This window comes from Burkholderia sp. Bp8984, from assembly GCF_003853755.1.
In the GTDB taxonomy this organism is placed as follows: domain Bacteria; phylum Pseudomonadota; class Gammaproteobacteria; order Burkholderiales; family Burkholderiaceae; genus Burkholderia.
The window spans coordinates 78,760-93,121 of record NZ_QTQN01000001.1 but is presented as its reverse complement, the minus strand read 5'-3'; the positions used below and the strand labels follow the sequence as shown (position 1 = coordinate 93,121).

Sequence of the window (14,362 nt, the reverse complement as noted above, 5' to 3'; positions counted from 1 at the left end):
ATTGCGTCATGCAGAAAATTCTTATGGAAAGGGAAGGTGCGCTCGTGGACGACAAACCGGTCCGGCCGCGTCGCCCGAATGCGTCAGTGGCCGAAGCGGAACAGCGTCAACCGCGCGGCGCCCGGCGCAAGGAGGCGACACGTATGCGCTTGCTGCGGGCGGCGTTCGGCCTGATGGCGGAAAAGGGCAGGGACAACGTCGCGATCAGTGAGATCACCGAGGCGGCGGATGTGGGGTTCGGCTCGTTTTACTACCACTTCGAATCGAAGGACGGCATCTTCGCCGCGCTGACCGAGTGGGTGTTCGACGATTTCGCGGACGGGCTCGAGCGTCTTGCGAGCGGTTTGTCGGATCCGGCCGAGGTCGTGTCGGTTTGCGTGCGTCACACGCTGATGCGCGCGCGCCGCGAGCGGCTCTGGGGGCGGTTCCTGATGCGGGAGGGCTTTTCCGCGCGTGCGCTCGACCACGGGCTGGGCCGGCACTTGCGGCGGGACAGCGAGCGCGGAATCGCGGCACGCCGCTTCGTCGTCGGCGATCCGTTCATGAGCGTGCTCGCGATGACGGGGACGATCCTGGCGGCGATCGCGGCGGAGTGCTACGCGGCCGACACGGCTGAGGGCGAAGCGAGGAAGCCGGCGGGAGACGAAGGCCGGCTCCCCGAGCGGGCCGCGGCGATGGTGTTGCAGACGCTAGGCCTGACGCGCGCCGAAGCAAAGGACGTGGCGAACCGACCATTGCCGCCCGGCGACTTCACCGCTGCGGAGAGCTATTGACGGTTGGTTGCCGTCGGCGCGGGGCTGGCTCGTCGAGCCGGGCAACGAAGGCGGTGCCACTGTCATGTCCGGTGGCGAGCGTACTGCCGGACTCGAATTGATCCGCGGTTGCGGGATGTCACTGCAATAGTGTTGGGCGACTCGGCACGCGGTAGGAAAAAAGCAGGGTTTGACCGTCGAGCGTGTCGACGGCCTTCGGCTTATTTGACATAACGTGAATTATCAAAGTCAAATTGTGTAGTAGCTTTTTAGAAATGTCGTGTTCTGGCTACTTAGAAATGTCGCGTTTGGACCTCGGTAAGCTTGTCGGCCCCCGTCAGATCATGGAGCCGGCGATGCACCGAACAGCATTGGTGACATTGAACATGCGAGAACTCGACCGTCTGAAGGTGATCCAGGCTGTGGTGGATATGGGCCTGAAGCCCGGCCGTGCAGCCGAACGGCTGGGGCTGACAGTGCGGCAGATCGAACGCCTGGTGATCCGCTATCGGGAATCCGGCGCAGCTGGACTAGCTTCGCGTAAGCGTGGCGGTCCCGGCAACCGTCGCCTGGACCCAGGGGCCGCCGACCGGGCTCTGTCGATCATCCGCGATCGCTATGCCGATTTCGGGCCGACGCTGGCCTGCGAGAAGCTCTGGGAGTGTCACGGCATTCGGCTAGCCAAGGAAACGGTCAGGAAGCTGATGACGGACGCTGGCTTGTGGATTCCGCGCCGACAGCGTCCGCCGAAGGTCTACCAGCCGCGAGCGCGGCGCTCTTGCCTCGGTGAACTGATCCAGATCGACGGCAGCGATCATCGGTGGTTCGAGGAACGGGCGCCGGCCTGCACGCTGCTGGTATACGTCGACGATGCGACGAGCCGGTTGATGATGCTGCACTTCACGCAGACCGAATCGACCTTCAGCTACTTCGAGGCGACGCGAGCGTATATCGAGTGCCATGGCAAACCGGGAGCGTTCTATAGCGACAAGTACAGCGTGTTCCGCAATTCGACGCCGGGCAAGACTGGTAATCGGGTAACGCACTTTGGCCGCGCGATGTACGAGCTGAACATCGATACGTTTTGCGCAAACAGCAGTCCGGCCAAGGGGCGAGTCGAGCGAGCACATCTGACGTTGCAGGATCGCTTGGTCAAGGAGATGCGGCTGCGTGGGATCAACACGGTGGCCGACGCCAACGCTTACGCGCCCTCCTTCATGGCCGCCTACAACACACGCTTCGCAAAGCCGCCGAAGAGCGACTTCAATGCACACCGATCGCTGCGCGCCGACGAGAATCTCGACTTGGTGATGACGTGGCGCGAGCCGCGGAAAGTGACGAAATCGCTCACGGTGCAGTACGACCGAGTGATGTATTTGCTGGACGATACGCCGGAGAATCGGAAGCTGATCGGTCGAACGATCGAGGTATGGGAGTACCCGGACGGGCGCATCGAACTCCGAACAGAGGGTCGCATGTTGCCCTGTAGACAGTACGACCGGCTGGCCGAGATCGATCAAGCTGCTGTTGTCGAACACAAGCGCCTGAGTCATGTGCTCCAGGTTGCGCAGACGATCCAGGCGCAACGCGATAACAGTCGAATCGGTAAAGCCCCATCTCGAACGCATCGTGGCGACGCGACGCGAACCAATCGAAACGAGGCTGAACCGGGCAAGAAGAAGCAACGCGAGATCACGCAGGCCGACATCGAGCATGTGATCGTGGATCTGGCGCACCGTCGGCAAACCGCAAAGCCGCCAAACAAACCTAGCCGTCGGTCTGCAAAAGCTGGAGAAACGAACGTGAGCGCCCTGCCCGTTCAGGCGCCGACCTTCGACACTGCGTAACGCTCAAAACGAGGAAAGAGACGCAGCCAACCAACCTTAAAACCGGACATTTCTATCTGGCTGGTGCCCCGACATCTTGAAATGGCTACGACACTGGTGCATTTGGCGGTGTTGCGTCCCGCGCCGAAGATCAGCCGCTTCAGCGCAACACTAAGGTTCTATCGGCATACTGCGGTCTCGTTAGAGTCATGAAGTCCATCAGCTCGTCTTCATGCCGTCCAGAGTCTTGACGCAGTTTGAGTTACCGATTGCCCCAACGGTTGGAAGCCATGCGCAACAGCGCTGCATTGGCAGCGCGCAAATCGAACAATTCCGCGTCGAAGCCGGACCCGATCCAGTTTCGGTAACGCTCTGCCTTTTCACTGTCCGGATCGTTGGATAGCGTATTCAGGAACGCCTCATAGCCGGATGGACCGCCAACGTCCTCCGGCGGACAAGCACGGGCGCCGCCAATGACTTGGGCTTCTCCCCAAGGTTGGCCCTCGATCGTTTCCATCTTCTCGACGACGACGCTGTGATTCCAGCCGTCCCCGAAGTCGTATCGGTAAACGAAGCGCGAACCTGGCTTCAGGACCGCCTGCAGACGAACCTTTCGGTCATCTGCAGTCGTGCCCGAGTCAGCAAAGTCCACCACATCATCGATCTCGAACATGGCGTAGGTCATGCCATCGATCAGGAAGTCGTGAAGATGCGTGTCTTCCCATCCGAAAGCTGCTTGCAGAATGTGATGCAGCTTGCGCAGCGATTCAGTTCCTTCGACTTCGATCTGACGCCAGATGGGCGGATCGATGTGCTGAAGCGCCACTTTGAGGGTGAAGCGCGGGAACGATTTCGGCATTCGATCTCCTCAGAACGCGAACCTGCACTATTATTGCCTCGCAATGGTCACCTGAAGCAAGCACTGTAGGATCGCCGACGCTGGAAGGGACGCGAAGCATCCGCGCATAGCAACCTCACTGCAGCCCGCCTCACCTCGATCAAATCGCCACTTCCGGCGGCGCCTGACGAAACAGCCGCGTAATCCAGCACAGATATACCAGCCCGAGCACGAACCACGCGATGCCGAGGACCAGTGCCGCCTTCTCGAGACTCACGAGCAGCCAGATATCGGACACCGCGCCGATCACCGGGAACACGAGCCCGCCGAACACCCCGATCCGGCGCTCGCCATGATTGCCCGACAGATACAGGCGAACCACGCACAGATTGACGGCCGTAAAGGCAAGGAACGCGCCGAAGTTGATGAAAGACGTCGACGTGGCGACGTCCAGCTTCAGCGCGATCAGGCCGACCACGCCCGCCAGCGCGATGTTGATCGCCGGTGTCTTGAAGCGCGGGTGAATGAATCCGAATACGCGTTTCGGCAGGATTTCGTCGCGCCCCATCGCATAGAGCAGCCGGCCGACGCTCGCTTGCGCGGAAATACCCGACGCGAATTGGGCGAGGATCAGGCCCGCGAGGAACACGGTGACGAACACATCGCCGCCGATCATCTTCGCCACTTCGAACGCGGCCGAATCCGTATCCTTGAATTCGACGCCCGGGTGCGCGAGCTGCATCGTGTATGCCGCTATCACGAAGATCGCGCCACCGATCAGCGCAATCAGCAAGATCGCACGCGGCATGTTCTTTTTCGGCTCGATCGTTTCCTCGGTCAGCGTCGACACCGCGTCGAAGCCGAGGTACGAATACGCAGCGATCGCGGCGCCCGCCATCGTCGCGCCGAACGGCACGTGCGGCTTGAAGAACGGCTCCGCCATCGCGATGCCGCCCGGCCCGGCCGCGGCCGACGCATAGTGCCAGCACAGCGCCACGAACATCACGACGATCGCGAGCTGCACGATCATCAGCACGATATTGAAGCGCGCAGCCAGTTCGATACCGACGATGTTCAAGCCGCTCGTCAATACGATGAACGCGACGATCCAGATCCAGGTCGGCACATGTGGAAAGGCAGCGTTCAGATATGCAGCGCCGATCAACCAGATCACCATCGGCAGGAAGAAATAGTCGAGCAGCGTCGCCCAGCCGATCATGAAGCCGAGGTGCGGGTTGAACGTCTTGCGCGTGTACGTATAGGCTGAACCTGCAGTCGGATAGAGCCTGGCGAGCTTGCCGTAGCTGAGCGCGGTGAACGCGATGGCGATCAGCGCAAGCAGATAGGCGAGCGCGGCCGTGTCGTCGCTGGCCTTGGCGAGCACGCCGTAGGTACCGTAGACGATCAGCGGCGCCATATAGGCGAGGCCGAACAGCAGCACGGACGGCAGGCCGAGCGTGCGCTTCAGGCTCGGCGATTCATGGGATGACGACGCTTGCATGTTATCTCCTGGACCTTCGGGGCCGATGCGAATGCCTGTGTGCCTTCGGCCGACATTTCGATTGAACGGGCACGCCCGGGCGACGCATGACGCCCGCGCGATGCCGTGAACGGACTGCGAAACCGGATTATTCGCCGCGCTGACAACGCGCTTCGATCATGAATGCGCGATGGCCGTCCGACTGCTCGAGCGGCGCGAGATCAAGCGCCACGCGTGTGTCGTGCAGGTAGTTGTAGTGTTCGCGGCTCGCTTCGAGACGCGTGAGATCGAGGTTCGCCTGCACGACCGCCTCGTCCCTGCCCAGTTCCAGCGCGGTTTCGCCGAACGGATCGACGAGCGCGGAAAGGCCTGCGAACGTCAGATTGTCGTCGCCGGCCCCGCAACGGTTCACCATCACCGCGAACATCTGGTTTTCCATCGCGCGTGCCGCGATCGCGCGGCGATGCACCGGGCCGAACGGGTCCATGTTGCCGTTCGTGACGATCAGCAGATCGGCATCGAGCGCGCCGACGGCTCGCGCCGTTTCGGGAAATTCGATGTCGTAGCAGATCAGTAGACCGACCGTCAGGCCGTTCCAGATGCACGTCGCGAAGCGGTCACCCGGCGTGAAGACACCGACATCCGATGCCCACAGATGCGTCTTGCGATAGCGCAGCACGATGTCGCCCTGCTCGTCGACAAGTACCGTGGTGTTGTAAAACCGGTTGCCGTCGTGCTCGGCGAGGCCCACGGCGACAGCGACGCCCTTTTGTCGTGCCGCGTCGCGTACCGCGGATAATCCGGGGCCATCGAGCGTCTGTGCGACTTCGGCGACATTGTCGCGGGTCGGAAAGCCCGACAACGTCGTCTCGGGGAACACGATCAGTTTCGTGCCGCCTGCCACGTCGACGCGCCCGATCGTGTCGATCACCTTGCGCGTGTTGTGCGCGACGTCGCCGTCGATCAGCGAGAGTTGCGCGAGTTCTACCTGCATGAAAACCGTCTCCTTCCAATAGCCTTTCATCGGCGCGTCGTCTGCCCTGCCCTTCTGATACGACGCGCGGTCGAGCGAAACAGGCCGTGTACCCCTGCCTGTCGAAGTGAGGCCGATTATCGGGTTATTATTTTTGACCTGAAATTCCCCGCCAGGGTTACCCTCACCGGAGCACACGATGGACTTCGAATGGCGAGATCTCGCTTTTCATCGGGAGATTGGCTCGGCCATCGACGCCCTCGATGGCCCGCATTTCTGGGCACGCCTCACGCGTGTGCTCGAGCGGCATCTCGAGTTCGACAACTGGGTCGCGCTGCGTTTCGCGCGCGCCGCGCCGCCTCTCGTGCTTGCCGAGCAGGCCATGCCCGACGGCAAGATCGACCTGATGTTTCAGGACTATCTGGCCGCCCTCTATCAACTCGATCCGTTCTATCTCGCCGCGTTCGAAACGCAGGCGTCGGGCTTCTACACGCTCGCCGACGTCGCGCCGGACAATTTCCGGATGACCGAGTACTACCAGCGGTACTTCAGGAAAAACATCGTCGGCGACGAAGTGCATTTCAACGTCATGATCGATCGCGATCACACATTGGGCTTTTCGCTCGGCAAGACGAGCAAGTACGACGATCGCGAGATTGCGTTGCTCACGCTGTACACGCCCTGGGTCCTGTCGTTGATGCAGCAGCGCTTGCGCTTCGAGACGTTCGCGATCAAGGATGCGCCGCGCGTGACCGAAGGCGAAGCGCCCGACCCGCAGGCGCGCTTCGGGATGCTGACCGGAAAGAGCGGGCGCGGCGCGTTGACCACGCGCGAAATCGAAGTCGCGATGCTGTCATTGAGCGGATTTTCGTCACGCGCGATCGGGGAAAAGCTGTCGATTTCGTTCGAGACCGTGCGTGCGCACAAGAAGCACATTTACGCGAAGCTGGGTGTCGGATCGCAATCCGAATTGTTCGCGATGTTCTACGATCGGGGCAGATCCGGCGAATCTGCGTGATTCGCGTCTCGGTGTCACGGCACGAATACCGGCAGGCGCGCTGCCGCTTCAGGCTTCGCCGGTGAGCATGGAATCACGTGCATCCAGATTGAGCCGGAGATTCGTGATGGACGCGAATTCCGGCTCCCGGGATAAGTGGCATTGCCTTGCGATGCGTTTTTGAACCGGGCAATCCTGTCACGACGCGGCGACGCTCGATCGACTACGCCGACGGTGTCTGCCGTCTTGAAACCGTTCGAATCCGCGCCTTGCCCCCGTTGCTGCCGGTGCCATTACACCGCCCCATCCCCGGCTCCTTTATGCCGCCCATCGACACGCCGAGTCGGCAATGCGGCGAGCCCGCGCACCGCCGCCGCGCTCTCGGCGCCATCGTCGCTGCGGCCGGTGATCTCGTCCAGCGCCCGGTTGTTGGTGTACGGCCCGAACACACCGATCGACACCATCACGATCAGCATGCTGCCGCCGATCAGCACGAACACTGCGGACACCCCGGCGCGCTCGAGCAGCAGCGCGACGATGAAACTGCTCGCGATTCCGGTCAGGCGGCCGATCGAATGCACGAATCCGAGCGCGCGCCCGCGGATCTCGGTCGGAAACACTTCCGACTGGTACGCGGTGCCGTTGCTCGCGAGCACCGTGTTGGACAGCGTGACGAGCAGGCCGAACGCGATCACGAATGGTGCCTGCGCCGACATCGCGAACGCGGTGCCGAACAGCGCGACGCCGAACGCCGACGCGACGATCAGCCACTTGCGCTCGATGCGGTCAGCGAGCACGCCGGCAACGAACGGCGACACCGGATACGCGAACGCGATCACGAACGCATACCAGAGGCTCTTCGTGACGCTCGCGCCCTGCGCGGCCAGCAGCGTCGGCAGCCACTGGCTGAAGCCGAAGAAGCCGATGCTCAGGAATGCGTTGAATACGATCAGCATCGCCGTGCGGCCGCGATGCCGCGCATCCCACATCGACGGCGCGCGCCGCGCGGCCGGCGTTGCGATGGCCGGCATCCGGACCGCGGGCAGCGGCCGGCCGGATTCCCGCTCGACCGCCTGCTCGAGCCGCTGGAGCACGGCTTCGGCGTCGGCCTCGCGGCCGGTGCTGGCAAGCCAGCGCGGCGACTCCGGCAGCCGCGACTGCAGCCACCAGACGACGACCGCGCCGCTGCCGCCGAGCAGCACGACCCAGCGCCACCCGGACACCCCGAGCGGATCGCGCGGCACCCATAGCCACGACACCAGCGCGAGCACCGGCATCGCGAGATAGCCGATCGCGAAGCACAGCGCGAACGCACGCCCGCGCACTGCTTTCGGCACCAGCTCGGTCAGGAACGTGCCGATCGTGATCAGCTCCGCACCGATGCCGCAGCCCGCGACGAAGCGGCACACGAGAATGCCGAGCGCGTGCGTCTGCACGCACATCGCAAGGCTTGCCGCCGTGTAGAGCAGCAGCGCACCGGTGAACAGCGCGCGCCGTCCGATGCGGTCCGCGAGGCGCGACACGAACATCTCGCCGACAAACAGCCCGGCGAACGTCGCCGCGCCGAGTGCGCCCTGGTCCGACATGCCGAGCACGCCGTGCGAGCCCGCGTGAAAGATGCCGTCGCGGATCAGCCCGGGCGGCAGGTAGGTCATCTGGAACAGGTCGTAGATCTCGAAAAAACCGCCGACGCTCAGGAACATCACGAGCGTCCAGATGCTGGCCGTCGCGGGCAGGCGGTCGATGCGCGCGGCGATCGACGCCGCATGGGAATGGGACATGGCGATTCCTCGGTGATCCGCCCGCGCGGTCTGCGCGAAGCGGCGGACAGGGCGCCGGCGCGGGTGCGCGCGGCGCCGGCGTTCATACGGTGGCGACCGGATTGACCGGCGACCCGACGAGCCCGCGCAGGTGCAGCGGCGGCGCGGTCAGCAGGAAGCGGTTGCGCCGATGCGCGCGCAGCCAGTCGGCGAGCGGCGTCAGATGCCACAGCTCGCCGAGATGGATGCCGAGCTTGAACAGGCACAGCTCGTGCAGCGGCATCAGCGCGCCGGGCCGCTCGCGCGCCGACGCATGGCGCGGGCGCTCCTCGACCGCATGGTTGTCCGCCGCGAGCGCGGCGAGCCCCGATGCGTCGATCCATTCGAGCAGGCGCGGATCGTTGCCGTCGAGCACGCAGCACACGTCCGGCGCGGCGGGCTCGCCGAGCGCGTCGGCTTCGATCAGGCGATCGGCGAAGCCCGTATGCACGCATACGATGTCGCCGCGCTCGACGACCACATCGTCCGCGCGCAGTACCGACATCCATTCCGCGTAGCCGATCTTGCGCCGCTCGTCGCCGAAGTGGCGGCGCAGGTCGACCATCACGCCGCGCCCCTGCACGCCGGTTTGCGCCATCACCTCGATGCCGAGCGCGCGCGCACCGCCGCGCGGCGCACCCGCTTCGGGCACCCGGATGTGCTCGTCCATCCGGTAGCCGTTGTAGAACACGCGGGCGCGCTCGCCGTTGCCCGCGTGATCGAACAGCGAGCCGACGTGCGACAGTGCATCCCACTGCGTCGAGAACTGCGAGTGCATGCAGAACGAATCGTCGCAAACCACATCGGTTGCGTTGGCAACCTGTTCGTCAGCCCGATAGCCGAAGTACGGCTTGTCGCCGTGCAGCGCCGGCATGATCGCCGGCGGCCGGCGCCGCGCGTTCAGCCCGCCTCCGCGCGGCACGTCGAGCGGCAGGCTCAGCGAGAACACGCGGCCTTCACGCACCTCCGCGACGCCGCGCAGCACCGCGTCGGGCGTCAGCCAGTTCAAGCGCCCTTTCTGATCGTCAGGGCCGAAATCCCCCCAGTTCGAGCCGGGCGGCCGATGGGTCCAGCGTGGCTTCATGGTGTCTCCTCCATGCAATGTCCAGGGTGCGGCGGCCGTCGTTCGCGGCCGCCTCGCACGGCGCGCCTAGCGCGTGCGGATCACGCCCAGCCCGGCGAGCCGCTCGTATTCGCGTTCGCCGAGCAGCGGCAGCAGGATCTCGCGATTGTTCTCGCCGAGTGCTGGTGCAGGCCGGCGGAACGCGCCGGGCGTGGCCGACAGGCGCGGCGTGATGTTGTGCATCGGCAGGCTGCCGACGTCGTCGTCCGGCAGCTCGACGAGCGCCTCGCGCTCGATCACGTAGTGATCCTGAACGATCTGCGCGATGTCCTGGATCGGCCCGACCGTCACGCCGGCTTCTTCGAAGAACGCGAGATTGGCGTCGAGATCGCGCACGGCGATGAATTCGCCGACGATCGCATCGAGCGCCTCCGCGTGCTGCACGCGCTGCACGTTGGTCGCGTAGCGCGGATCGTCGATCAGGTCCGCTCGGCCGATCGCGCGGAACAGCCGCTCGGCCATCGCCTGCGTCGAGCTCGACAGGCACAGCCACTTGCCATCGCGCGTGCGATACGCGTTGCGCGGCGCGGTGTTCGACGAGCGGCTGCCGGTGCGCGCCTTGATCTCGCCGGTCATCACGTAGTTCGCTGCAGCCGGCCCGAGGATCGACAGCAGCGGCTCGAACAGCGACACGTCGATCACCTGCCCCGCCGCGCCGTGCGCGTCGCGCGCATGCAGCGCGACCAGCACGGCGATCGCGCCGGACAACCCGGCCGTCATGTCGCCGAGGAACATCGGCGGCAACACCGGCTCGCGATCGGCGAAGCCGTTGATCGCCGCGAACCCCGCATACCCTTCCGCGAGCGTGCCAAAGCCCGGCTTGTGGCGGTACGGCCCCGTCTGCCCCCAGCCGGAGATCCGCGCGATCACCAGCTCGGGACGGATCGCGAGCAGGTCGTCCGGGCCGAGCCCCATCTTCTCGGCGACGCCGGGCTTGAAGCTCTCGACGAACACGTCCGCGTCGCGCACCAGCCGGCGGACGATGTCGATCCCCTCGGGCGCGCGCAGGTCGACGCACACGCTGCGCTTGTTGCGTCCGTACACCTTCCAGTTCGTGCTGATCCCGCCCGCGCCGACCGCGCGCAGCGTATCGCCGCGCTCGCTCTCGACCTTGACGACATCCGCCCCGAAATCGGCGAGCTGCACGCTCAGCATGTTGCCCGCCATCAGGCGCGACAGATCGACGACGCGCACGCCCGCGAGCGGCCCCCGCGCGCCGGCGTCGAACGGTTTCGGATGGATCGGGCCGGTGGACGCGCGACGGCGCGCGCCGGCCGCGTGAGCGGCCTGCGGGTCGGGAACGAACATGCTGGTCTCCTGGTTGGTGGGTGAGTCGTTCGATGCGGACTTCGAAGTGCGCGCGCTCGGCCGCGCGCCGGCGCTACTCGAGCAGCGCGCCGAGCTGGTCGGCTGCGCGAAACGCCGCGCCCGCGGCGGGCAGATCGCCGCCCAGCGCACGCGTCAGCTCGGCGGCGGCCGCCTGCACGCGCGGCAGGTAGTCGGCCAGCACCTTCTTGTTGAAGCGATAGCGCGGCACGCCGAGCGAGATCGCGCCGCTCAGCACGCGTCCGACGCCGAACGCCGGGCACGCGATCGCCGCGCTTTCCGGGTCGCGCTCGGCGATCGATACCGCGTAGCCCTGTTCGGCCGTCTTCTCGTAGTCGCCGCCGCGCGTGCCGCTGAACGCGAGCAGCACGCGCCCGGCCGCGCCGACGTCGAGCGGAAAGCGGTCGCCTTCGCGCAGGTGCGTGCGCACCGAGCGCTGCGCCTGGATGCGGAACAGGCACACACGCTGATCCCCTTCGCGCACGTAGAACGCGGCCGTCTCACCGGTTTCCGCCGACAGCGTCGACAGGATCGGCATCACGTACTCGCGCAGCTGAAACGACTCGCGATACATCATCCCGAGCTGGAACACGGCGGGCCCCAGCACGTAGCGCCCATCCGGCAGGCGCTTGATGAAGCGGAACTGCTCGAGCGACTCGAACATCCGCAACAGCGTGCTCATGTTGAGCCCCGTTTCCTCGCTGACCTGCGCGAGCATCAGCCCGCCGGGCGCGTTGCCGAACGCCAGCAGCGCGGTCAGCGCGCGGTTGACCGCGGCCACGCCGCCCTCTGCGGGATTGCTTGTCTCCATCTTGCTCATGTCCACCTCGTGCGATGCCGGCCGAGTCGTGCTGCGGCGGCCGGCATATAAAAATGAAAGTTGCTTTCATTATACGCAGATCGTCGACGACAGCAACATGAATCAACACAGATTCACTCGCTCGTCATTTCTGAAAATCCCCTTGAAAACTAGGCGTTAACGATAATCTTGACGAATGCCAGCATCCGCCACAAAAATGAAAGCGACTTTCATTTTCGTTGATCATCGATGGAATTCTCGTCTCAACCGGTCTGGCGCTCGCTGCTGTACGTCCCCGCCCACGTCCCCCGTTTCGTCGCTTCGGCTGCCGCGAGCGACGCCGACGCCCTGATCCTCGATCTCGAGGACAGCGTCCCGCCAGCATGCAAGGAGGCCGCCCGCGACGGGCTGGCCGATGCCGTGCCGGCGTTGCGCGCGCCGGGCCGCGACGTGCTGGTGCGCGCCAACGGCCCGCTCGACCTGCTGGTGCCCGACCTGCGCGCGGCCGTCCGGGCCGGCGTGGACGGCGTCGTGCTGCCGAAGGTGCGCGGCGGCTCGCACGTCGAGGCGATCGACGAACTGCTGGCCGCGCTCGAAGAGGAAAGCGGCGCGCCGCCGGGCCGCACGCGGATCGTCGCGATCGTCGAAACGCCGCGCGCGTTCCAGGCGATGGACCGGATCGCGCAGGCATCGCCGCGCGTCGTCGCGATGATGCTGGGCGGCGGCGACTTCGCGCTGAACTGCGAAAGCGCCGCGAGCGCCGACGTGCTGCGCGTGCCGAAGCAACTGCTGATCATCGCCGCGCGCGCCGCCGGCGTCCTGCCGCTCGGCCTCATCGGCGGCCTCGACGAGCTACGCGATCTCGACGCGTTCGAGCGCGTCGCGCGCGCGTCCGCGGAGCTCGGCTATGCGGGCGCGACCTGCATCCATCCGCTGCAGGTCGGCGCGCTCAACCGCGCGTTCCGTCCCGACGAAGACGCGGTGCGCGACGCGAATGCGGTGCTGGCCGCCTACGACGACGCGCGCGCGAACGGGCGCGGCGCGCTGCGCGTCGACGGCAGGATGGTCGACGCGCCCGGCGTCGCCCGCGCGAAGCGCGTGCTCGCGCGTCACGCGGCCGTGCAGGCGCGTGACGACGGCGCGCCCCGGTGATGCACGCGCCGCCCTGCATCGCCGTGCTTCACCCCGGCACATGCGCACGTCGCGCGTGCGTCCCGCCGCGACGCAGCCGGTTCGCCGCCCGGCCCGGATAGCGCCGCCCGCGGCACCGCCGCGCCGCTCGACCAGCGCGGCGCCGCAATCAAACAAACAACAAACCCTCGAAGGAGACTAGCCATGGGCAAGCGAATGTCCGCATTGTGCGGACTGGGCCTCGTATCGGCCGGCGCCTGCGCGCAAAGCACGATCACGCTGTACGGCGTGGCCGACATCTATACGGAATTCCTCACCCACCAGGCCGCGCCCGGCGACAAGTCGTCGGCATCGCTCGTGCGGATGGCGTCGGGCGGCAAGAGCGGCTCGCGCTGGGGCCTGAAGGGCGTCGAGGATCTCGGCGGCGGCTGGCAGGCCGCATTCCGGCTCGAAAGCGGCATCAACCTGAACAACGGTACCGGCACCGGCGCGGGCGGCTTCGACCGCTCCGCGTGGATCGGGCTGCAGCACGAGCGCTGGGGCACGCTGCGACTCGGCCACCAGTATTCGACGCTGTTCGACGTCATGGAGCGCTATTCGCCGACGGGCGCGTACTCGACGCTGTACGAGCCGGCCGGCGCGATCGTCGGTGTCAACTTCCGCGAGAACAACGTCGCCAAGTACCTGGCGAAGATCGGCTCGCTGACGCTCGAAACGCACTATTCGTTCGGCGGCACGCCCGGCGCGTTCCAGGCGAATGCCGCCTACGGCGCCGGCTTCGATTATGCCGGCGCCGCATTGTCGTTCGCCGCCGCATTCGACAACGTCAACACGCCGCAGCCTGGCGGCTTCGCGCATTTCCGCCGCTACGCCGCCGCCGCGATCGTGTCCGTCGACCGCGCGCAGCTGCTGGCCGGCGTCACGCACGGACAGAGCGGCGTCGCCACGCGGTCGGTCGTGACGAACTACACGTTCTGGTGGGCCGGCGTGCGCTACATGATCACCCCTTACCTGCAGGCGCTCGGCGCGTTCTATTACGAGGACATCCGTGCGCAGAATCCGCCCGACGCGCAGGCGAGCGCACCGCACCCGGCCAACCCGCAGCAGGTCACGCTGCAGCTGAACTACTTGCTGTCGAAATCCGTCACGCTGTACCTCGCGGGCGGCTACGCGCGCCGCGCCGCGCTCGATTTCGACAACTACAACTACAACTTCCTCCACTACACGCTGGCCGCCGACCGCGCCGGCAGCGCGGGCGTGGCGCTCGGCCTGCGCAAGCTGTTCTGAGCCCGCCCTCTCGCGCCCTTTCAGGAACCTT

The 14,362-nt window shown here is 65.7% G+C and carries 12 protein-coding genes; 5 read left to right on the top strand and 7 right to left on the bottom strand.

What is annotated here, in order from left to right; translation table 11 throughout:
- Positions 1-8: 8 nt before the first annotated feature.
- Both DID98_RS00355 and DID98_RS00350 read left to right on the top strand, forming a co-directional pair.
- A complete protein-coding gene (locus DID98_RS00355) occupies positions 9-773 on the top strand; it encodes a TetR/AcrR family transcriptional regulator (protein ID WP_409362326.1) in 765 nt (254 codons plus the stop codon).
- 335 nt (positions 774-1,108) lie between these two features.
- Positions 1,109-2,599 (top strand): ISNCY family transposase, encoded by a 1,491-nt coding sequence (locus DID98_RS00350; RefSeq protein WP_124489885.1) that lies wholly within the window; start codon positions 1,109-1,111, stop codon positions 2,597-2,599.
- Between the two features lie 241 nt (positions 2,600-2,840).
- Here DID98_RS00350 and DID98_RS00345 read toward each other — a convergent pair whose 3' ends face one another.
- The 3 genes from DID98_RS00345 to DID98_RS00335 all read right to left on the bottom strand — a co-directional run bounded on the left by DID98_RS00345 (position 2,841) and on the right by DID98_RS00335 (position 5,890).
- Positions 2,841-3,437 carry a plasmid pRiA4b ORF-3 family protein gene (locus tag DID98_RS00345; RefSeq protein WP_124569998.1) on the bottom strand — a complete coding sequence of 199 codons (597 nt, stop codon included), beginning with the start codon at positions 3,435-3,437 and terminating at the stop codon, positions 2,841-2,843.
- A gap of 139 nt (positions 3,438-3,576) precedes the next feature.
- Entirely contained in the window at positions 3,577-4,917 is a 1,341-nt protein-coding gene (locus DID98_RS00340) for an APC family permease (protein ID WP_124569996.1), read from the bottom strand.
- A gap of 127 nt (positions 4,918-5,044) precedes the next feature.
- Entirely contained in the window at positions 5,045-5,890 is an 846-nt protein-coding gene (locus DID98_RS00335; protein ID WP_124570078.1) for a carbon-nitrogen hydrolase family protein, read from the bottom strand.
- A 178-nt stretch (positions 5,891-6,068) separates the two neighbouring features.
- Between DID98_RS00335 and DID98_RS00330 the strand changes: the two genes are divergently transcribed.
- Positions 6,069-6,887 (top strand): response regulator transcription factor, encoded by an 819-nt coding sequence (locus DID98_RS00330; RefSeq protein WP_124484799.1) that lies wholly within the window; start codon positions 6,069-6,071, stop codon positions 6,885-6,887.
- Positions 6,888-7,159: 272 nt separating this feature from the next.
- On the opposite strand, the gene DID98_RS00325 is transcribed toward DID98_RS00330, so the two are convergent.
- The 4 genes from DID98_RS00325 to DID98_RS00310 form a co-directional block, all read right to left on the bottom strand.
- The gene (locus DID98_RS00325) at positions 7,160-8,647 is read right to left on the bottom strand and encodes an MFS transporter (protein ID WP_124569994.1); all 1,488 of its coding nucleotides are present in this window, start codon (positions 8,645-8,647) and stop codon (positions 7,160-7,162) included.
- Between the two features lie 82 nt (positions 8,648-8,729).
- A complete protein-coding gene (locus DID98_RS00320) occupies positions 8,730-9,749 on the bottom strand; it encodes a cyclase family protein (RefSeq protein ID WP_124569992.1) in 1,020 nt (339 codons plus the stop codon).
- Positions 9,750-9,815: 66 nt separating this feature from the next.
- Positions 9,816-11,096, bottom strand: a complete 1,281-nt coding sequence (locus tag DID98_RS00315) for a CaiB/BaiF CoA-transferase family protein (protein ID WP_044844554.1) — start codon at positions 11,094-11,096, stop codon at positions 9,816-9,818.
- 73 nt (positions 11,097-11,169) lie between these two features.
- Positions 11,170-11,934, bottom strand: a complete 765-nt coding sequence (locus DID98_RS00310) for an IclR family transcriptional regulator (protein ID WP_185500287.1) — start codon at positions 11,932-11,934, stop codon at positions 11,170-11,172.
- A 228-nt stretch (positions 11,935-12,162) separates the two neighbouring features.
- Between DID98_RS00310 and DID98_RS00305 the strand changes: the two genes are divergently transcribed.
- Together DID98_RS00305 and DID98_RS00300 are read left to right on the top strand one after the other, a co-directional pair.
- Positions 12,163-13,065: a CoA ester lyase gene (locus DID98_RS00305; RefSeq protein WP_124569990.1), complete on the top strand. Its 903-nt coding sequence runs from the start codon at positions 12,163-12,165 to the stop codon at positions 13,063-13,065.
- Between the two features lie 183 nt (positions 13,066-13,248).
- The gene (locus DID98_RS00300; RefSeq protein WP_124569988.1) at positions 13,249-14,331 is read left to right on the top strand and encodes a porin; all 1,083 of its coding nucleotides are present in this window, start codon (positions 13,249-13,251) and stop codon (positions 14,329-14,331) included.
- The last annotated feature ends 31 nt before the right edge of the window (positions 14,332-14,362 follow it).